18 protein-coding genes and 1 tRNA gene are annotated in these 19,401 nt (G+C 61.0%); 5 read left to right on the top strand and 14 right to left on the bottom strand.

Annotated features, from left to right (window positions below; genetic code table 11):
• The 4 genes from NZ746_07780 to NZ746_07765 form a co-directional block, all read right to left on the bottom strand.
• A partial coding sequence (locus tag NZ746_07780; protein ID MCS6817263.1) for a putative sulfate exporter family transporter occupies positions 1-1,139 on the bottom strand: 1,139 nt, incomplete at its 3' end.
• A gap of 21 nt (positions 1,140-1,160) precedes the next feature.
• Entirely contained in the window at positions 1,161-1,766 is a 606-nt protein-coding gene (locus NZ746_07775) for a DsrE/DsrF/DrsH-like family protein (protein MCS6817262.1), read from the bottom strand.
• A 70-nt stretch (positions 1,767-1,836) separates the two neighbouring features.
• Complete coding sequence (locus NZ746_07770; GenBank protein MCS6817261.1) at positions 1,837-2,091, bottom strand: sulfurtransferase TusA family protein; 255 nt, start codon at positions 2,089-2,091, stop codon at positions 1,837-1,839.
• A 7-nt stretch (positions 2,092-2,098) separates the two neighbouring features.
• The gene (locus NZ746_07765) at positions 2,099-3,274 is read right to left on the bottom strand and encodes an MBL fold metallo-hydrolase (protein MCS6817260.1); all 1,176 of its coding nucleotides are present in this window, start codon (positions 3,272-3,274) and stop codon (positions 2,099-2,101) included.
• An 85-nt stretch (positions 3,275-3,359) separates the two neighbouring features.
• On the opposite strand from NZ746_07765, the gene NZ746_07760 reads away from it, so the two are divergent.
• A complete protein-coding gene (locus NZ746_07760) occupies positions 3,360-4,262 on the top strand; it encodes a sigma-70 family RNA polymerase sigma factor (GenBank protein ID MCS6817259.1) in 903 nt (300 codons plus the stop codon).
• Between the two features lie 41 nt (positions 4,263-4,303).
• On the opposite strand, the gene NZ746_07755 is transcribed toward NZ746_07760, so the two are convergent.
• On the bottom strand, positions 4,304-4,876 hold the full coding sequence (locus NZ746_07755; GenBank protein MCS6817258.1) for a YeeE/YedE family protein: 573 nt from the start codon (positions 4,874-4,876) through the stop codon (positions 4,304-4,306).
• Between the two features lie 28 nt (positions 4,877-4,904).
• Positions 4,905-5,519, bottom strand: coding sequence for a YeeE/YedE family protein (locus tag NZ746_07750; protein ID MCS6817257.1), 615 nt, complete (start codon positions 5,517-5,519; stop codon positions 4,905-4,907).
• A gap of 329 nt (positions 5,520-5,848) precedes the next feature.
• Here NZ746_07750 and NZ746_07745 point away from each other — a divergent pair, with 329 nt between their 5' ends.
• The gene (locus tag NZ746_07745; protein MCS6817256.1) at positions 5,849-6,613 is read left to right on the top strand and encodes a sulfite exporter TauE/SafE family protein; all 765 of its coding nucleotides are present in this window, start codon (positions 5,849-5,851) and stop codon (positions 6,611-6,613) included.
• Positions 6,614-7,315: 702 nt separating this feature from the next.
• Here the strand turns inward: NZ746_07745 and NZ746_07740 are convergent.
• From NZ746_07740 to NZ746_07710, 7 genes are all read right to left on the bottom strand, one after another.
• A complete protein-coding gene (locus NZ746_07740) occupies positions 7,316-7,525 on the bottom strand; it encodes a hypothetical protein (GenBank protein ID MCS6817255.1) in 210 nt (69 codons plus the stop codon).
• Complete coding sequence (locus NZ746_07735) at positions 7,522-7,989, bottom strand: type II toxin-antitoxin system VapC family toxin (GenBank protein MCS6817254.1); 468 nt, start codon at positions 7,987-7,989, stop codon at positions 7,522-7,524. The genes NZ746_07740 and NZ746_07735 overlap by 4 nt, the downstream gene beginning before the upstream one ends.
• Position 7,990: 1 nt before the next feature.
• Positions 7,991-9,595, bottom strand: coding sequence for an aspartyl protease family protein (locus NZ746_07730; protein ID MCS6817253.1), 1,605 nt, complete (start codon positions 9,593-9,595; stop codon positions 7,991-7,993).
• Between the two features lie 347 nt (positions 9,596-9,942).
• Positions 9,943-10,194 (bottom strand): hypothetical protein, encoded by a 252-nt coding sequence (locus NZ746_07725; protein MCS6817252.1) that lies wholly within the window; start codon positions 10,192-10,194, stop codon positions 9,943-9,945.
• Positions 10,191-11,657 (bottom strand): phosphoglucomutase/phosphomannomutase family protein, encoded by a 1,467-nt coding sequence (locus tag NZ746_07720; GenBank protein ID MCS6817251.1) that lies wholly within the window; start codon positions 11,655-11,657, stop codon positions 10,191-10,193. Before NZ746_07720 ends, NZ746_07725 begins: the two co-directional genes overlap by 4 nt.
• A complete protein-coding gene (locus NZ746_07715) occupies positions 11,654-12,703 on the bottom strand; it encodes an NDP-sugar synthase (protein ID MCS6817250.1) in 1,050 nt (349 codons plus the stop codon). The genes NZ746_07720 and NZ746_07715 overlap by 4 nt, the downstream gene beginning before the upstream one ends.
• Before the next feature lie 207 nt (positions 12,704-12,910).
• A tRNA-Leu gene (locus tag NZ746_07710) sits at positions 12,911-12,997 on the bottom strand.
• A 213-nt stretch (positions 12,998-13,210) separates the two neighbouring features.
• On the opposite strand from NZ746_07710, the gene NZ746_07705 reads away from it, so the two are divergent.
• From NZ746_07705 to NZ746_07695, 3 genes are read left to right on the top strand one after another with little or no spacing between them, the layout of a single operon-like run.
• Complete coding sequence (locus NZ746_07705) at positions 13,211-15,202, top strand: hypothetical protein (protein ID MCS6817249.1); 1,992 nt, start codon at positions 13,211-13,213, stop codon at positions 15,200-15,202.
• 7 nt (positions 15,203-15,209) lie between these two features.
• Positions 15,210-17,759, top strand: a complete 2,550-nt coding sequence (locus tag NZ746_07700; GenBank protein ID MCS6817248.1) for an alkaline phosphatase family protein — start codon at positions 15,210-15,212, stop codon at positions 17,757-17,759.
• Positions 17,737-18,852, top strand: coding sequence for an ABC transporter permease (locus tag NZ746_07695; protein MCS6817247.1), 1,116 nt, complete (start codon positions 17,737-17,739; stop codon positions 18,850-18,852). Before NZ746_07700 ends, NZ746_07695 begins: the two co-directional genes overlap by 23 nt.
• Before the next feature lie 157 nt (positions 18,853-19,009).
• On the opposite strand, the gene NZ746_07690 is transcribed toward NZ746_07695, so the two are convergent.
• Positions 19,010-19,252 (bottom strand): hypothetical protein, encoded by a 243-nt coding sequence (locus tag NZ746_07690; protein MCS6817246.1) that lies wholly within the window; start codon positions 19,250-19,252, stop codon positions 19,010-19,012.
• Positions 19,253-19,401 lie beyond the last annotated feature (149 nt).

Raw genomic sequence — 19,401 nt, 5'->3', positions numbered from 1 at the left:
CCAACGACCCCGACCAACAAGGCGCCCACAAATCCGACGGCGAAGGGTTTCAAGCCGACGCTCTTGAACACCGAGAAGTTGGTCCCCAAGCCGACGGCCGCCATGGCCGTGCCGAGCAGATATTGCGAGCCCCACACTTCGCCGATGCTCTTAGTCAAGGCATTCCATGTCGAAGCCTCAAAAAGGCCAAACGCAGCACCGTGTTGCACCCCCGCGTCCCCAAGGGAGCGGAGCACCGCCATGGCGATGAACCCAATAACGAACATCGGGAAGAGCTTGGTGAGGCTCACGCGAGCGTTGTGGCTGCCGCCCTTCTGATTGTGGCGCAAATAGTACAAAGCCAGCGCGGGCACTACGGCAATGAGGAACAGATTGCGCGTCAGCTTCGTGACCACCGCCGCTTTAAACGCGGTATCGTCATTGAACACTTCCTTGTAGGTCAAGGCCGCGCCGACCACTTGCGACGTTTCGTGCACGGCCGTTCCCAAAAACAGGCCGACCTGTTCCGAGGTCTGTAGCAGCAAAGGGGCCACGTAGGGGTACAGGAACATGCCCACCAAACCGAAGAGCGTGACGTTGGCCACGGCATAGGCCACTTCGCGATCTTCCGCATCAATGGCGGGCGCCGTAGAGACGATGGCGGTTACTCCACAAATCCCGGTGCCCGCCGCGATCAATGTCCCCAATCGCTCCGGCAAGCGGAGCAGCCGGTTGAACCAATTCACGAACACTAAGCCCGAAGCGATCACTCCGAGGACGATGGGGATTCCATAACCGCCGAGCTTGAGGACATCCACTAAGCTGAGCTTGATGCCCACCAGGATGATGCCCAGCCGCAGGATCTTGGTGACGCTGAAGTGAATGCCGGGTTTGATCCACTCCGGCAGAGCGATGGTGTTGCGCAAGAGCATACCGATGACGATGGCCATCAACACGCCGGAGACGGGGCTGGCCTTGCCGGTCGGATCAATGCCTTGAAGGCTGAGGACCCATCGCCCGACAAGGTCAGCCAGCGGCAACGCCACGAACATTACGGCTGCGGCCAGGGCGACGCCGGGCACCAGCTTGACGATCTCGCTCGCCCGCTCGACGCCGAAGACCACTCGCACCAGAAGATTCGCCACCGCGTTCGCGCTCATTGGTCCTCTCCCTCCCTGTCCTCACACAAAGAGAGTGACCCGCGATTTGAGCGCATCGCCAAGGAAGGTGGCGACGCCGCCCAACTCCAGGCCCTCGATCAGCTCTTCATCCTTAATCCCCATCACATCGCGGGACATCTCGCAGGCAACCAGCCGCACGCCCAGTTCGCGCGCCAGGCCGATCAACTCTTCGAGCGAATTGATCTGCTTTCGCTGCATCATCGCGCGCAGCATCTTCGCGCCGATGCCGAAGAAATTCATCTGCGAGAGCGGCAAGTCGCGCGTGTCGGCCGGCGACATCAGCGCCATCAATTTCTCGAAGAACGGCTTCCCCTCGGTCACCTTCTTCCGCCGCACGGCATTCAGCCCCCAGAAGGTGAAGAACATACTCACTTGCTGGCCGAGCGCCGCCGCCCCGGTGGCGATGATGAAAGCGGCCAGCACCTTGTCCAAGTCGCCGGAGAAGACGACGATGGACACCCGATCCTCCGGCAGACGCTCTTCAAGATCCGCGAGCTTCTGCTCGACGGCGGCGAGCCTCTCGGCAAGGCGAGCGGGCGAATCGCTGGAGGGAACGGACTCTTTGTCGAGCGTGGCTTCGGTTATTTGTCCCATCAACGATTCCATAGGCTTTTCTCCTCCTTCACGCGAATTCGTTGAAAGTAGCGGGCTTTCTCCCGCCGAAGGCGATTGCCTCTCACCCGACCTTCTGCACGTAATGCACGTACACTTCCTTACCGTCAATCATCTCGGTCGTCTGGCCCACGAGCAGGATGTTCTTCGCCGTCTTCGCCCAGCCCTGGAAGTCTTTCACCGATCCGCGATCGGTGGCGAGCACCTTGAGCACCTGACCGGGCTGTAAACTGGCTATCTCCTGACGCGCTTTCACAATGGGTAGTGGGCAGGAGAGCCCGCGGGCGTCCAGCACTTTGTCGAAGTTGATCGTCGTCATCGTCCCTTCACCTCCTTGTTGGAATTGCGCTGGCCGCGCATTGATTCTTACCGAGTTCCATCTCGATCATTTCATCTTCATCAACGTGGATCCATCCCAGGTTGGCCTTACGGATCTTGCCGTAGATGGCCGGTTGTTCGGAGAGGCTGGCCAGCACGGATCGAACGAATTCCTCCTCGTTTCTGATCTGCATGACCGCATTGTTGCGCCGAATCTCCCCGAGCTGCGCCGCTACCAATCCATCCTCTCTCTGCTCATCGGTGGACGAGAAGTGCGCCGGTAGCACCCACACGTCATCCGGCAGAGGAGCGAGTTTCTCGAAGAGAGTGCGATAGAGATCGCGCGCCCAGGGTTCAGCTTGACCGCCCAGATCCGGTCGGCCCGCCCCTTTGACGAAGATCGTATCGCCAGTCAGCAGGAACTTGTCATTGACCAAGAACGTCGTGCTGCCAGGGGTGTGTCCGGGCGTCTCAAGAGCAATGACGCGCACAGTCACATTCCCTACTTCGAATTGCTGACCATCCCGGAGCGATTCGTAGGAGAACTGCGCTCCCTCAGCATCCGCCATCCGAATGTAGTAAGTAGCTCCTACGCGCTCCGCCAGAGCGGGTCCGCCGGAGATGTGATCAGCATGCAGATGGGTATCGAAGACGTACTTGATCTTGAGCCCCTTTTCATTGGCCAGCTTGATGTATTCGTCAATGTGGCGCGACGGATCAACGACAATCGCCTCGCCAGCCGAGCCGATCAGATACGAGAGGCACCCTTTGCCAAACCGATTGATCTGATAGAACACGATATCGGGCTGTTCTTCCCGGGCCATGGACACTTCGATGAACTGATGGGCGTTGCCCCAGGCGATCATCCCTCCCGCCAGGTTGCGGGCTCGATAGCCGCGCTCGCTGAGCAATTGAGCGACATACTCGGAAGCCCCGCCCTTGGCGCAGACCACCGTGATCTCACGGTCCTTGGGCACCTTGCTGATGTTCGCCTCGGGATCTTCGATGAAATCGAAGTAAGGGATGTGAAGTGTCTCCACGGTCTCCTTGCCCTCGATGCGCCACTGCTGGAATTCATCCTCGTTGCGGACATCGAGGACGAATGGTTTCCCTCCCCGGTCCAGCTCATGCTTGAGCTGCTCCGGAGTGACACTTCGGACGTTGGAAGTGGTCATCTCGTTCATGGCTTGCTCCTCCCTTGCGTGTTATCATGATCGCGTCACGTATAATAAATGCCGTTTGAGGCGAGAGGATACAGGGGAGCCGGCAATGGGTGAGAGCCTCTTGAAAGTCTTTCACCGCGCCAAATCGGGCGACGCCGAGGCTTTGGAGCAATTCTTCGCCCTGGTCAAAGGGCGGGTTTTGTCCTTCAGCCGCAGAATCTGCGGCGACGTGGATGATGCCTATGACGCGCTGCAGGAGACCCTGCTCTCGACATTCAAGTCGCTTCCCAAGCTCGATTTCAAGGATCCCAAAGCCTTGAATGTCTGGCTCTACAAGGTGGCCGTGAATGCCTGCCTGATGATGCGTCGCAAGAGCAAGTTTGAACCCGAACAGGAACTCTCGCTCGATGAGTTCCTCCCCAGCGGTCAAGGCGAGCAGAAGCCTCTTGAAATCCCCGATTGGTCGAATATCCCCGAAGACAGGCTCCTCAGAGACGAAATCAAGGCGCTCGTGCGCCGAGCGACGCTGGCCCTGCCGACGAACTACCGCCAGGTGTTGGTCCTCCGAGATATGGAGGGCCTCTCGACGAAAGAAGTGGCCGATGTGCTGGGCATCTCCGAGCAGAACGTGAAGATTCGCTTGCATCGCGCTCGCCTCTTCATGCGAAAGGAACTCGAGCGATACTTCTCGCCTCGTGCGCAACAGCCCGAGCAAAGGGGCGATAGAAGAGTCGAGGGGATCGCGCCGAGCTGTCGTGAGATGTTCGAGCGGCTGTCCGAATATTTGGACGGTGAGCTGGAGCTCGACCTGTGTCAGCATCTCGAGAGCCACCTGCGCGATTGTGCTCCATGCGCGGCCTTCCTCAACACGTTGCGGAAAACGATCGAACTCTGTCGAAGCTATGCTGCCGATGAAAAGATGACGATTCCGCCAGAGGAGAAGGAGAAGCTCAGAGCAGCCTTGGAGGCCTGCCGGCAGGCGATCTTGCAGGATCAAACATCGCCTTGACCCTCAGTATGCGTTCCATCAGTTTGGCCTGAACATTCAAGTTACTTTTGAACGGGCGCATCAGCGCGCTCCCGCATCCTTCGCTCTAGCCGCGTGAGCCACCAGATGACTCCCATCAACATCAGGGCAAAGGTGAGAGCGACTGGCAGAACGGGCAACCCCAACACAGAGGGGATCGTGATCTTCCCCAGGTTTGCCGGTTCGATGAATATCGGCTTCAGCCAAGGATAAACAAGGATGAAGGCCAGCGCCCCCATCAGTCCTCCCACTACGGCCAAGATCGCTTCGCCAATACCTGAGCCTAAGCCCACGACCGCAGTCCCTGGACAATACCCACCGAGCGCGATGCCCACTCCGAAAATGAACCCGCCAGCGATTACACCCCACAAGTACAACGGCTTGACTTTCCAATGAACCAGCTCCGGCGACAACGCACTGAGCACGCCGACCCCGATCAAGCTCACCACGATGGCCGTCAGCATCACTTTGAGCATCGTGAAATCTCTCAGCCAAAGACCGCGGTGCACGAGATTGCACCGGCTGAATCCGGCTCGATGCAACGCAAATCCGAATCCGATGCCTGCGAGAAATCCTAAAAGTAGTGTCGTGGTCATCGCCCTTCTCTCTTCTCCTTTTGGTTGGTTACCGGGATGGTTCACGGAATAAGAGTCTGGCCACTAGCATCCCAGTGCCAAAGGCAACAGCGCCAAAGACCAGTCCGCTAATGGCCATCTGCGTCATCCCGCTCAGCATGTGCCCGGTCGTGCATCCTCCGGCCAGCCTCGCTCCAAAGATGAAGAGGAACCCGCCTACCCATGCGCGAAGATAGCGCCGTGCTCGGCTGCCCTCGAAGCCCGTCACGCAGACGGGCGCGACGGCTGGCTGACTGGAAAACCTGCTCCTGGCGCGGCTCAAAATGAACGACAGCAGCGCTCCCACAAACAATCCCGCCACCAGCATCACTTCCCAAGTGATTCCCGAGCCGATCTCGCGCAGGTAGAGCTGCCGTTCGGCGAAACCGGGAAAGGCGCGATCGAGCAGGAAACCGACAAATTGCGGATATGCCGTTGAGACGCCAAGCGGTGCGACCGTGGCGATGGCAAATATCTGCACGAGCCCAATCAACGCACCCCATTTCAGCCATCCCGGTAGGCGAACGAGGCGCGACTTCTCCGCCGGCATCCTGCTGCGACTCACCTCGGCCTCAAGGACCGCTCCGCTTGGCTGGAGCATACTCGGACGAACGGCTCCGCTCATAGTCTCCTTCCTCCCTGCGTCGGATTCACAACTCCATAAATGCAATCTGCCGGGGTAAGGATACAGGCGCGGCTTTTCTCTAGTTGGCCTGTCCGAGCTGCTGGCAAACTGCACGACTACCCCAGACGCTTGATATGGATAGGGACCATGGCGACGCCGGTAATCCGGCTTCGTCCACTTAATGCTTTTTCATCGACATCACTCAGCGGGCTCGCAGGTGCCGGCCCATCGGGATCGTATCTTTGTGAGAGAGAGTGCATTTATGCCTATGCCGAGGGTGAGCTTCATCGCCCGAGACACGAGCGAAGAGGAGAGCTGACGAAACAGCGGTGGATTGGAACTTGATTCTTGGGTTGCTACTGAGCGCGGCCATCGGCTTCTCGTTGGGGTTGATTGGTGGCGGCGGCTCGATCATCACGGTGCCAGTGCTGGTTTATGTGATCGGGGTCGAGCCCCATCAAGCCATAGGCATGTCGCTCGCCGTAGTGGGCGCCACCAGCCTTATCGGCGTGGTGCTCCATTCGCGGCGCGGCAACGTGCGTTGGAGGACAGGTTTGCTTTTTGGGGGCTCCGGCATCTTCGGGGCATTTTTCGGAGCGCGGCTGACCCACCTCTTTTCGCCGTCAGCGCTGCTGTTGCTGTTCGCCGTCTTGATGATCGTGATCGCACTGCTGATGTTGAAAAAGAAGCCGCATGAAGACAACAGAACGCGAGGGTTCGATCTCGGCAAAACTATCCTGACGGGTTTAGGCGTCGGCGCGTTGACGGGCTTCCTCGGCGTCGGCGGCGGTTTTCTCGTGGTGCCGGCGATGAGGCTTTTTGGCGGGCTAGCGATGAAGGAGGCCATTGGGACATCGCTCGTGGTGATCGCCATCAATAGCGCCGCCGGAGTGCTGGGGCAGATGAAGCATGGCGGCGGCTTCGATGTGCCGATGACGATTCTGATCGTCGCGCTGGCGGCTGTTGGTATGTTAGTGGGCACAGCGCTGTCGCATCACACATCGGCGGAGCGGCTCAACAAAGGATTCGCCGCCTTTGTGCTGGCGGTGGCGATCTTCCTGCTGGTGAAAAATTACCCGATGCTCATCCGCTGACGCACGAAAATGTTCAACTCCAATTAGGCTGTCTATGCGCGATCCCTGATGTCATCGTCCATCGCGTTACAATTACTTCCAGAACCCCTGAAGTCGCTACGACGAGGGCATATTCGCCTTGGCCATAGCCGACGCTTTCGCCTGGGACAAAGCCGTCGCATATCGGCGACATCATGGTAAGGGAGCCCAATCGTCCCCGGGTGAATCTTCCGAGGGCCCGCCCTCTGTTTAAGCCTTGCGATTTCAACCACCTGCCTCACACCGGATCGCGAAGGACGATCTGACGGCGGATGTCCTCTCATAGGGGGCGCGCGCTCTTCGTCGGCCTCCTTGCCGCAGGGGTGCGACACATTGGACGCCCTCTCGCGGACGCACTTGATGAGCGGGAACATATGGATTGGCATGCAATTACCGATGAGCAGGTGCTCATAGGCGAAGCCCGGCATGGCGCTTGCTTTCGCCATTAGGCGTGAGGACGACGCCTAGACATAGCGAAGCGGCCGAGCACACAAGCGGCGATCTGAGACCCGCTGCTTGGATCGCCGACGAGATCAAGAGGCTTCACCCTCTTGATCTGAAGTAAGGGCCCCCGCTTTGATCTCCCCCGCAACCGAGCTTCTGCCCTCGCCCGAGGGCGCGGGGGCTCCCCTTTCATTCACTTGGCGGGCATCGTCCCTAGGAGGGAGAAAAGCGCTCAGAGGGCTATGACTTCCGCTTCACTCGCGCCTTCCGGGAGGAAGGCACCGATGGAGGTGCTTCCGAAGACGTCTTGTCCGAAAGATTCTCGTCGGGCGGTGACTCTCGCCGGAGCATTTGGATGAAGAGGTCCATATCGTAATCGCACTCGCGGGCCATCTGCTCCCGCACGGCGTGCAGGGCTTCCAAGAATTTCGGCTTGCGATACATCGTCATCCGACTTCGGAGACTAGGAATTCCGGAGTGATGATCGTCGGCACGAAGAAGCCCGACGTCACGTTGAACAAGCGCACGCGCGCCTGACGATAGACGTTCGCCAGATAGCCGAAATTCCAGGTGACCAGGAAATCAATTTTGTGAAAAGACGCCACGGCCACATGGAGAGCATCGGCCATGTACTTGCGTTGGAAAATGCCGCGAGCAATATAGCCTTCGGCGAGAATGCCGACTTCTTCAGTGATCTCCAACTGCGGGAGGTCGCGGATCAGGTTCAGGTACGCCTGTCGGCGCGGTTCGCGCATGCGCTCGAGTTCGCGCACTACGAGCGGCGAGATGTAGGCATCGTAGAGCGGACGCTCATGCTCCCACCATCGGATCGTCAGGTCCCGACGGAAGGGATCCTCGTTATCGAGGTACGCCCCGATGACGGAGGTTTCCAGATAAATGCTGATCTTCGCCACCTCATCCCTCCGAGGGCTTCTGATTCAACGATCGAATCGCTTCCGTCTGGGGCACCAGCCGAAGTCGCGCCCGCGAGAAATCGAAGGTCACGCGGAAGTGCTTGAGGAAACTGCCGCCCAGAATCCCGGCTTGCATGAACCCCGCCGATTCGTTGACAGCTCCAAGATCGAGAACGGGGGCGCGAACGTTCCGCTGTTCCAAGCTGTTCATCGAGAGCGAAGGCAAGAGGATCAAGTCCACGTTCTCAATGACCCCCGCGGCACCGAGCACGCGGATCTTCGGAGATGGAAGGATGTGCTGTTCCAGATTGTACTTCTTCACGATGTGCAGGCCGACGACCGTCGCGCTCGCTCCCGTATCAACGAGGAAGTTGACGATCTCGCCATTGTGCAACCGGACCTCGGCGCTGACCAATCCTCCGTTGGTCGTACGGAAGGGGATCTCCGCTCCTCCTTCGGAAGGCGCCTCGACGGTCGCCGCGGGTTCACTCTCCAAGATGAGCGTCTGCCCCGCGTAATCAATGGTAACGCGGAAGTTGGCGAGCACGGAGAGCCCGAGGAAGCCATCGGCTCGTAAAACCTCGCTCTCGCTCTCAGGAGTGGCCGTGTGGTGAATCGTCCGGATGTAGATCGGGACATTGAAGATGCGGAGGCTGCCGAGATCGAGCGCATCGAGCAATCCATAGACGATGGGGAATTTCCCTCCTCCGCCGACGGCGCGCGCTTCGCCGCCGCGAGCCAAGGGACGAATCCCCAACTTCTCCGCCGCTTCGTAAGAGAGCACGGAGATGCTGGCACCCGTGTCAATGACCAGATTCAGCGTCACATTGCTTCCCGCGCGCGCTTGAATGAAGGGCCGATCCCGTTGCAAGCGGAAGGGGATGCGCGCCAGGCGTTCCCCTTCGATGCGATGCAAGTGCGTGATGCCCAGCAACGAGAGCGCGCGATAGAAGGCGATCAATCCACGGTATCGCTCCCGCCGCTCCACATCCATCTTTGGGGAGACGGCCAGGAACTTCTCATAATACTCGGCGGCCTCGCGGAATTTCTCCAAGCGGGCCGCGGCTCGTCCGAGCGCGATCCAGTAATCCGGCTCGTTCGGATCGAGCATTGTCGCCCGCCGCAGCCGTTGATACGAAAGCTCCGTGCGATTCTCGAAGAAATCAATCTCGGCCAGCCCAGCCCAAGCGATGGCTTCGCGCTCATTCAGCAGAAGCGCCGTGGCGAACGCCTCAGCGGCCTCGCGAAAGACCCCCGAACGCAAAAGCGCCAAGCCGATCAGCGCGCGAGCGCGCGCGCTCTGCGGATCTTGGCGCAAGACTTCGGCCGCCTGCTCGAACGCCTCGTTCAGGTTCCCCAGCTTCAAGAGCGCATAACTCAAGCCCAATCGCGCTGGGCGATCCTTGGGGTTTTTGGCGAGCAGGTCGCGGTAGGTTTCTGCCGCCTTCTCGTAATCCCCCGCGCGCATCAAGCGTTCGGCATGCCGATACCGCCGCCCTGCTGATTGCGCGCCTTCCAGTCGTGGGGGGGACTCCACAACAGACCCAGTGGCGAAGCTGGAGAGCGCACCGCTTTCACTGAGGAGCGCGACGAGGACGAGGCCCATCCGCAGGCCCCATGACCACGGGGGGGAATCCCCCACACGACGATGTGATGTGCCGCCATTCACGAGCGCCCCTCAACACCGTCCGATCCCTCAACGTCAAACCAGGAGGAAATTTTACGCCTCCGCACTCTGGCCTGTCAAACACCTGTCGTCAAAGCCGTCTCGAAAAGGACCCGCATTCGGCTCACACCGTTCAAGCGCATCGCGATAGCAAACTGTGCTTCTCTTGATGGCCAAGAGAGCACCTCATCTCCGCTTCTGCGACTCTGCCGTCGGAAATCCGAGAGGCCCCGAGGAACGCGCTGATGAAAAGCGCGAGGCGAGGGATCGCCCTCTCGCAAGCTCCCTCACTTCTTCCATTCTTGCATGCCCGTGCCTTGGAAGGGCCACCCCGAGAGCATTTGGATCGTGCTCAGTTGATTGGAGAATCCCACGAATTCGATCCCGCATTCGGGGCATTTGATTCGATCCCCTTTTTGGGGCCGCAGATAAGCCGGACTCGTCGGGATGAAATATTCGGCCTTGAATCGCACGGGATCGTCTGGTCCGGTGTAGGTGTAGATGTGCGTGTTGCAGTAGGTGCAGATCACTCGTTTCATCGGCTCTCCTCCCCTTCGGAAGATGCCGCGGCGTGCGTCGACAGCTCGCGTACGAGCGCCAGGCCGGCCTCTATCATCTGATCGCGTTTCGCCACAGAAGTGGCCTCGACGTAGACGCGCAGGACCGGCTCCGTCCCCGATTGCCGGAAGAGGATCCAACTGGCGTCATCCAGGAGCAATTTCGTTCCATCGAGCGTCTGGACGTCCACGACGCGAAATCCCGCCACGCGGTCTGGTGGATTCGCCGTCAATCGGGCGACAATTTCCTTGCCACGCTCGACGGGCATGTGGAGATCTTCGCGCCGATAATGGAATTCACCGAACTCGCGCCAGAGCGCGCGCACAGCCTCCGAGGGTCGCTCCCCTCGCGCGATCAACGCCTCCAGGAAAAGGAGGCCCGCGAAGGTGCCGTCGCGCTCGGGCAAATAGCCGCGCACGCCGATCCCTCCGGATTCTTCCCCGCCGATCAAGACATCCTCGGTGAGCATTAAATCCGCGATATATTTGAACCCGATGGGGACGACCCGCACCGGACAGCCCAAGGCATCGGCGATCCGATCCACGAGCACGCTCTGCGAGAACGTGCGAATGATGATCCCCCGCTCCCCACGCTCTCGCACCAAATACTGAACCAGCAGCGGGAAGATCTGATGCGGTGTGATGAACGAACCGTCCTCGCCGACGGCGGCCAAGCGATCCCCATCGCCATCGTGCGCCAGGCCGATGGTCGCATGCGTCGCGCGCACAGCTTCAAAGAGCGCTGCGAGATTCTGCGGCATGGGTTCGGGATTGACGCCGCTGAAAAGCGGATCGCGCTCGGCGCGAATTGTCTCCACGCGACATCGGCCACCGGCGAGGACGCGTTCCATATAGCGATCGGCAGCACCATGTATCGGATCAACGAGGATGTGCCAATCGGAACGGCGGATCGCCTCCACATCGACGAGTGCGCGCAACCGTTGAAAGTACGCTTCATCGGGAGGATCTCTCCACTCGACGAGGCCGTCGGCCACCGCTTGCTCGAGCGGTCGCCGTCGCGGCCGCGATCCTCCGAGTCGCGCTTCGACGGCGGCCGTCACCTCCGGACGCGCCGAACCACCGAACGATTCCTTGAGCTTGAAACCGTTGAACTCCGGCGGATTGTGACTGGCCGTGATGACCACCCCCGCGCGCGCCCGCTCCTGATGCACATCGAAGGAGACGATCGGCGTCGGCAGATCTCGACGATACAAGCCCACGCGAAGGCCATTGCCGGCCAACACCTCGGCTACGCGCGCGGCGAATCGCTCCGAGAGGAACCGCCGATCATATCCGACCAACACGGGACGATCCGCATCCCCTCCCCCCTCTCCGAGGAAATCCGCCAAGGCCTGCGTGACGATCTCCACATTCTCGAAGGTGAAGTCCTCGGCGATTCGCCCTCGCCATCCGTCCGTCCCGAATCGAATCGGCAGCGGCGTCATGACTCCCTCTCCTCACCAATGAGACTGTAGTCGGTCACGACCGACTTATCTCCCAGAAACGTCCCCGGCGCGATCTCGGCCGCGCGCCCGATGTGACAACCGCGCCCGAGGACCGAACCGCGCACCTCGGCATGCGCGCCGATGCGCGTCGCCGTCCAGATCACCGAATCCTCGATGCGGGCTTTCTCCTCGATGAAGCAATGAGGTCCCACGACCGAATTCACGATCTCCACCCCCGCCTTCACGGTGCAGCTCGGATCCACGACCGAGAGCCGATCGATCCCTGCCGATTCGTCGAAGCGCGGGCCGCGCGGCGGCCGCACGGGAGAATAGGTCTTCACTTTCCCGGCCAAGACGTCCAAATTCGCTTGCAGATAGTGGCGCGGCGTCCCGATGTCCCGCCAATACCCCTCCCAGACGTAGGCGTACACCGGCTCGCCTCGCTCCAACAAAAGCGGGAAGAGATCGTACTCGAAGGAGAACGTCTTCCCGCCCGGAATATGAGCGAGCACCGACGGCTCCAGAATATAGATGCCCGCATTGATCAAGCGCGAAGTGACATCGCCCGCCCGCGGCTTCTCGACGAAGCGGATCACACGTCCATCGGCAGCCATCTCGACCACGCCGTAAGCTGAGGGATCTTCCACCGGCGTGAGGACGATCGTCGCCACCGCCTCCGCCTCCCAGTGGCGCTTCAGGACCGCGGTGAGATCGAGATCCGTCAGGATGTCTCCGTTCAAGACGATGGTCGTCCCTTGTAGGTACGCCTCGCAATTCTTGAACGCACCGGCCGTTCCAAGCGGCGTCGCCTCCACCACATAACGAATGGACAGCTCGTACTCCTCGCTGCCGGTCAACACATGCTCGATCCGCTGCGGTTGATAGGCCAGGCAAACCATTACTTCTTCGACGCCCGTCCCCCGCAACAGATCGAGCTGATAAAAGAGAAATGGCCGATTCACCAGCGGCGCCGCCGGCTTCGGCATATGGACCGTCAGAGGACGCAACCGCGTCCCCTTCCCTCCCGCGAGGATGACGGCTTGCATGATCGCTCTTCAGGACCTCAAGGAGTGTGAGTGTATCATCCCGGACGATGAGTTTCAAAGTGTGCTCCTCGAGGGATCACCTCGCTGTCTCGCGCCAGTCGAAATCCGAGATGGAGAAGCCGCGTTGCCGAGATGGCACTGTGATTGAAACTCTGGCCCAGAGGACTCGTGGGATGATCGCTCATCCGAGTGGTCTTTGATGGATGATGGTGCCGGGGGCGGGACTCGAACCCGCACGCCCTTTCGGGCAGGGGATTTTAAGTCCCCAGCGTCTACCCGTTCCGCCACCCCGGCTAGGAGAGCGATCCGCGAAGGCGGCGCCGTCTTCGCCTCCCGCGCCGCAACAGCGTGCACCCGTGCAGGCCGTGTCGAGTATAGCATAGAGGCGCGCGAGCGAAGAAGGCGTCGTTCCAAGAGGCAGCGCACGGCGAAAAAGGCCCGCAATTGACGCGTCCTTTTTGAGCCGACTAGAATTGAACCTCTCGATGCGAAGTGGTGGAGGTGCTGATGAAGACACGACGAGTCGCGCGCGCGGGAATCTTCGGATGTTTGCTCTTGGGCCTCGCCCATGCGGTGTTTGCTCGTCCCCTTCAAGAGCGATGCGCGGACGCTGAGCGCTCGTCTCTTGCGCCAACGACGCGGATCACGGAGACGCGCCTCTCGCTCGATGACGGCGCCGAATTGATCACGCTCTACATCCAGTCGCCGGAGCATTCGGCGCCGATCCCCGTCCTCTCGGTCTTGCGCGATACGCTGGGGGACGAGGATCGCGAGAACGATCTGCTGCGCTACGTGTGGATTTACACCTATGCGCCACCGACGCTCAAGCAGCGGATCGCGGCAGCGATCCCTTTCCTCTACCACCAAGTGACGACGCGTCGGAAGGCCGATTCACCGCCGCCGATCGCCGTGGACTTAGCCGATCCGAAACGGCCCTTTTGGGGGAAAGCCTCTCGCCTCTTCGTCCAAAATGCCGTGCTCGATTCGCGGGGCTGGACCTTTCGCGCTCTGCCGCGCACAACGCAGAGGAATCTGGAAGAATACCGCGAAGCGCAGATCGCCAAGGCCCTGGCCATTCTCTCCCTCGCCGAGAAGAGCGGAGGCTCCCTGCTGACCGAGAGCGAGATCGCGCGGATCAAAGCGCACCTCTCGCAGCAGAGCATGCTCAGCGCCTTTTTGCGCGAGCCGACGCTCGCCGAGTTGATGTCGCGGGAAGAACAGAGGAGTCGCGAACGGAGAGCTGTGAATTGGGATTTCTTGCGACAGCGCGCTGAGGAGGAAGGGCTCTTCTTCGAGCCGCTGGGTTTGCCGGGCGAGCCCCCATCGCATGCGTTGCTGTGGATCTCGCGGGAATCGCTGCAGGAGCACTTCGGACGGCGCTCCTTCAATGGCCGCTTCCTCAACATCAAGAATCCCTGGACGGACGAGCGGCTGCTCCGATGGTCCGGCTATACGAAGACGATCTTCCTGGACGCGGAGAATCGGCGCGTGACGCCCGAGCATCCGGAGGCGCGCGCGGTCGAACTCATCCCGCTGGCCCTTTATGGCCTCGACTTCCCGAAGATCCCGATCCTACTGGCCGATTTCCGAAGCGCGCTTCACGTCAAGGCGCGCGATGCGTCGGGGAAAGTGCTCGCGGATTCGGCGCGGTATTTGCTGAACCTCTCGCCCTATGGCGATCTGAGCTATCTGCTCACGCGCTCGCTCTTGAACTACGTGACGCGGAAGAAGGGGATAGATGTGAATCAGCCGAGCCGGTTGAAGGCTCATGCGGAGCTGAGCGCATTGCTGCTCGCCGACGAGCAATTGGATCCCCAGTTGAAAGCGGTGCTGGCCCGCAAGGCAGAGAAAGCGCGTGCCTCGGTCCTGGAGAACTCGTTCCAATATCAACCGGTGATCGCGACGCGACAGCATGAGGCGCTGGTGCGCGCGGCGCTTCAGACGCCGATGCTCGCACGTCGCCTGGAGCGCGATCGTCAACGCGAATACCGGCGGTTGAATCACGGGCCGCTGGCCCGCGCGTTCTTCACTTTGGCGCATGTCCTGACGCTCGGACGCTACACGCATCGAGAGGAGCTGACGCCGGAGCTGCGCGCGCGGGCGGATTTGGCGCGGCGGATCGCCTTTCATCGCGCGCGACTGGAAGCCGCCGTGCGACGCGCCATCCGCTTGGAGGAGGAACGCGACCTGACCGAATTGCGCGCCTCCGTCGAATTCCTCCGCACGCACGCGGCGCTGGCGGGACCGGAGATCGTCGGCTTGCTCAAAGCCGTGTTCCTCCGCTCCCATGACACGGAGCTTCGGTGGCACTGCCTCCGCGCGCTCGCCGAAATACGGAGCGAGAAGGCGCAGCGCGTTTTGCTCGCTCTCGAGCGCGAGGCCGATCCGGCCTTGCGCGATTTGCTCGCGCGCGAGAGAGCGATGCGGGAGAGCGCGATCTCTTCGTCCAACGGATCCGCTCGCTCGCTCTCCAACGGCTCCGAGTTCAGAGAACCGTAATCTCGCCATGGTGCCTCTTCGCCGATCGGTCGGTCTCGTCCTCATCGCCCTTGTCCTCGAAGGCTTCGGCCGCGTGCTATCGGTTGGCGCAGCCGAGCCCCGCGATCGCGCGAAGTCCGTCCGACGTCTCGTCGTGTTGCGGTTCGATGGACTCTCGTCCCAACTCCTCCAGAAATACGTCCACGAGCGGAATCCGCAAACGGGCAAGAGCTATCTGCCATGGATTCGGCGCGTCTTCTACGAGGAAGGCATTGTCTTCGAGAATTTCTACACGCGCGGACAATCGCTCTCTGGGCCCTCCTGGGCCATGCTCGCGACGGGACGGCCACAACCGCTCATCTCGAACGTGGAGCTGGATCGAGCGACCGGGCGCATGGAGGACTACATCAACAACGTCCTCATCCAATACGAGCTGCTGCGGGGCCGACGCCTACATGCGCGCGCCGTGGAAGTATTGGACGAGCGCGGCGCTCCGCTTCTGGAGGACCTCTACGAACCGGACGAGAAGCGGATCGGACTCGAACTGATTCGGCGCGGGACGAGTTGGACCGCTCTGGCGCGAACGCTTCAGGCGCGATTCCCTCACTATTCCGCCGAAGAATTGCTGGCCCGATGGCTCGGCAAACCCGACTCCCACGAGGCCTTCGACGAAGCCAATGAAGAGCATCTCTTGGCGAACTTGAAGGACCCACGCTTTCGCTACCTGAGCGCCTTCTACACGCTCTTCGATCACTTCGTGCACACGAACAACGACGAGACGTTGATTCGACACCTGCTGCAGCGCGTGGATCGAACCGTCGGGCGCCTCTATACGGCCATTCGCGAGGGGCCATATCCCGAAGAGACGGTCCTCGTCCTCGTCTCCGATCACGGCATCACGACGCGTCCGGATGTCTACAGCCAGGGCTTCAATTTGGTGAACTACTTCACGCGAGCCGAGTGGGGCGGGCATCACGTCTGGACCAAGCGGGCGAATTGGCACGACTTTCAATTCCGCAGCGTGAACTTCCTCGCGCGAGGATTCGTCAACCCGAGCCGCGAATCGCTCTACTTGAAGGGGCACGCGCACTATCCGACGCTCTTCATCGACTACGATGGGAACGAGCGGGCGATGTTGCACTTTCGGAATGCCGATTTGAATCTCCTGCATCTGCTGCTGCTGCAGATGCGACGACCTCGCCCCGAATCCGAAGCGCGCGCGCTTCGCGCCTTCTTCTTCGAGGTTCTTCGGCGGAATCGCACGCGCTGGGAGCGCGAGAGCCGCGACGTGCGCGAAGAATTATGGGCGCTGGACAAATGGCTCCGGCGCTTGCGGGATACCCTCTCCGCCCTTCCCGCGGAACACAAGGAGTTGCGAAAGGAACTCCACGCGCAGATGAAGAACCTGGCCGAGTATCGGGCCGAGTACGAGGCCCATCTGCGAATGCTCGCGAATCTGCTCGCGCTGACGCCCGAGCGCTTCGATCCGCAGGCCTGGCGCATCGAGGATCTCATCCCCCCGCGGACGTTCGGCCCGCGGAATTCGGTCTACCAGTTGCAGAACTACGTCGTGGGGTTGAAGGATGGGACCCTCCATCTCGGCCCCGACGGGCGCTTGGATGAAGCGGCGACGTTTCGCCGACTCAACGTCCTCCGGCTCTTGAAAGAGCATCGCGTGCGCAATAATGTGCAACCGCTGGTCTCGCCGTATCCGGTGGATTTCATCGCGTTGCGCATCCCGTATGAGGAGATTCGCCCGGCCGTGCAGGGGACATCGCTGGACACCGGATACGATGTCGTTTGGCTCTACGGCGGCGAGGAGCGGCAAGCCCTCATCGTCGCCAAGCCCTCGCCCGCCGATCCGCAGCAATGGCTCCTTCGCTATGTCCCGATCGCCCGCCTCCGACAATCGGCCGACGGGACGATCACCTTCGAGCGGAGGGAGTGGCAATCGGGCTTCCCGCTCGCGCTGTGGGAAGATGAAGGCTTGGACATCGCTGGCGATCGTCGGGCATGGTTGGAGGCATTTCACACCGAGCGGGAGTGGATCGAGGCCGTACATCGCACGCGCTACGCGATCGCCATCGTCGGGCTTTACGAGCTTTTGGGGAAACCATGGCGGACGTTCCTCACGGAAGCGTATCTGGAGCGATGGCGCGCGGTCGAGGGCATCGCATGGGGAAATGGTCGCACTGATCAGGATGCCCCCGAATCCACATTGCTTTTGCGCTTCTTCGAACGACGGCGGCGGAACGTCGAGCCCGACATGCTGGTTCACGCGAGTCTGTATTGGAACTTCAACATCCGCGACTTCAATCCGGGCGGCAACCATGGAGGCTTCCACCGCATGTCGTCGCAAGCGACGTGGATGATGTGGGGCGGACGGCACACGGGTCTCAAGCGCGGATACGTGGTCACCCGCCCGTATGAGAGCCTGTCGTTGCTGCCCACGCTTCTGGAGCTGATCGGCGGAACGCGCGGCGGAGAATTGAGCGAGGCGGCGCGGGCGAAGGGCTTTCGTCCCCTGCCGGGAGAGATCGCTTGGGAGATCTTCGATGAGCGGACGCTGGCGCGATAACTTGGTCGTGAGCCTCCTGCTGCATCATCCCAAGCGCACGCTGGCCAGCATCCTGGGCGTCGCCGTAGCGATGCTGCTCGCGATGATGACCCATGGACTCGTGCGCGGCATCTTGAAAGAACGCGGCCGGCGCGAAGCAAACGTGGGCGTGGAAATCCTCGTGCGCGAGCGCGGGACGGCCGGGCTGACGCCAAGCGGAGCCGCCCTCACATTACCGGAGACGCTGGCGGCGACGATCGCTGAGATCCCCGGCATTCACGGATTCACCCTGGTCGGCCAGTATTTGCAGCCGACCGGACGCGGCCTCGATCTCCGGCTCGTCGAAGGAGTGACATACCCGGAGTATGCCCGCCTCACAGGGTTACACCTGGTCGAAGGACGCGGCTTGAAGGGCGGCGACGAGGCCATCATTGACGTCGTGCGCGCCCGCTCCCGACGGGCCAAGGTCGGCGACACGATCGAGATCTTCGATCGGCCGTTCCGGATCGTCGGCATCTATGCTCCTCCGCTAGGCCCGCGCATCAAGATCCCCCTGGAGACGATGCAGCGAGCGCTCGGCGCTCCGGGTCGAGGTTCGGCCTTCCTCGTCAAATGCGCGCGCCCGGAAGACCAAGAGAGAATCGCCGCTGAGCTGCAACGGCGACTGCCGAACCATCAGGTCTTGCTCACCCGCGATCTCCCACGCCTATATGCCGACGGCAATCCCTTGATCAAGGGGTTCCTCACGGCCATGCTTCTAGTCGCCGCCATCGTGAGCGCGCTTCTTGTCACGCTCACCATGTACACGACCGTGCTCGAGCAAACGCGTCAGATCGGCATTCTGAAGAGTCTGGGCGCCTCCAAAGCCTTCATCGCCGCGCTCGTCGAGAAGCAAGCCCTCGCGATCAGCGGTCTGGGGATTTTCCTCGCAATCGCCCTCACCTTCCTCTTGAAGGCGTTTGTGGATGGGCTCACTTCGCTCCGAGTGGAGATGGAGCTGCGGTGGATGCTCGCGATGATCGCTGTGGGATTGGGCAGCGGTGCTGTGGGCGCCCTCTATCCGGCCGTTCGCGCGGCGCTCCAAGATCCCGTCCGAGCCTTGATGTACGAATGACCCGTGCGCTGTGAAGCGAACGGCTCGCGGCCAATCCACCGATGGATTGCCCGACAACGCGAGCCTTCAACGCCCGAAAGGAACCGAACCCTACCTTGCTAGCGCATGAAATGGGAGAGGGGGAGCTTTCGCTCCCCCCACGCTCCTGAGACCACCTTCACAGTCCCACGAGCAGGCCTTGGATCAAGCTGTTCGTGGCATTGTGGCCCAGCGCGATGCCGAACAACACCACCGACATCATCGCCGCCAAGCCCAAAATGGCATCAATCAAAAGAAACGGCCCCATAAACGTCAAAAAGAATCCCGCCAGCAGAAAGACGATCCCCGGTACCCCTACTCCCAGGACCCCCATCGCTAGCGGCATCGCAAACCCTGCTGCAGCTATCAACAGCTTCTTCATACGCCTCCTCCTTGCCAAAGATCATCCTAAGACAGCCCTCGGACCATCCGGAAAAAACGCTCACGCCCCCGCCCCACTCACCGGCGACGTCCGATACGGGCAGGTCGTCACTGTTCCTGGCGTGGTGCCACAGTCATCTGCTACAGGTG

Source organism: Blastocatellia bacterium (assembly GCA_025055075.1).
In the GTDB taxonomy this organism is placed as follows: Bacteria; Acidobacteriota; Blastocatellia; order HR10; family HR10; genus HR10.
The sequence above is the reverse complement of the archived record's forward strand: the minus strand, read 5'-3'. Positions and strand labels throughout refer to the sequence as shown.

What these genes read in the sequence shown, in the direction of transcription:
- NZ746_07775 (MCS6817262.1), bottom strand. Translation starts at nt 1,766, where the DNA reads ATGGAATCGTTGATGGGACAAATAACCGAAGCCACGCTCGACAAAGAG.
- NZ746_07770 (MCS6817261.1), bottom strand. Translation starts at nt 2,091, where the DNA reads ATGACGACGATCAACTTCGACAAAGTGCTGGACGCCCGCGGGCTCTCC.
- NZ746_07765 (MCS6817260.1), bottom strand. Translation starts at nt 3,274, where the DNA reads ATGAACGAGATGACCACTTCCAACGTCCGAAGTGTCACTCCGGAGCAG.
- NZ746_07760 (MCS6817259.1), top strand. Translation starts at nt 3,360, where the DNA reads ATGGGTGAGAGCCTCTTGAAAGTCTTTCACCGCGCCAAATCGGGCGAC.
- NZ746_07755 (MCS6817258.1), bottom strand. Translation starts at nt 4,876, where the DNA reads ATGACCACGACACTACTTTTAGGATTTCTCGCAGGCATCGGATTCGGA.
- NZ746_07750 (MCS6817257.1), bottom strand. Translation starts at nt 5,519, where the DNA reads ATGAGCGGAGCCGTTCGTCCGAGTATGCTCCAGCCAAGCGGAGCGGTC.
- NZ746_07740 (MCS6817255.1), bottom strand. Translation starts at nt 7,525, where the DNA reads ATGACGATGTATCGCAAGCCGAAATTCTTGGAAGCCCTGCACGCCGTG.
- NZ746_07730 (MCS6817253.1), bottom strand. Translation starts at nt 9,595, where the DNA reads ATGGGCCTCGTCCTCGTCGCGCTCCTCAGTGAAAGCGGTGCGCTCTCC.
- NZ746_07725 (MCS6817252.1), bottom strand. Translation starts at nt 10,194, where the DNA reads ATGAAACGAGTGATCTGCACCTACTGCAACACGCACATCTACACCTAC.
- NZ746_07720 (MCS6817251.1), bottom strand. Translation starts at nt 11,657, where the DNA reads ATGACGCCGCTGCCGATTCGATTCGGGACGGACGGATGGCGAGGGCGA.
- NZ746_07715 (MCS6817250.1), bottom strand. Translation starts at nt 12,703, where the DNA reads ATGCAAGCCGTCATCCTCGCGGGAGGGAAGGGGACGCGGTTGCGTCCT.
- NZ746_07705 (MCS6817249.1), top strand. Translation starts at nt 13,211, where the DNA reads ATGAAGACACGACGAGTCGCGCGCGCGGGAATCTTCGGATGTTTGCTC.
- NZ746_07700 (MCS6817248.1), top strand. Translation starts at nt 15,210, where the DNA reads ATGGTGCCTCTTCGCCGATCGGTCGGTCTCGTCCTCATCGCCCTTGTC.
- NZ746_07695 (MCS6817247.1), top strand. Translation starts at nt 17,737, where the DNA reads ATGAGCGGACGCTGGCGCGATAACTTGGTCGTGAGCCTCCTGCTGCAT.
- NZ746_07690 (MCS6817246.1), bottom strand. Translation starts at nt 19,252, where the DNA reads ATGAAGAAGCTGTTGATAGCTGCAGCAGGGTTTGCGATGCCGCTAGCG.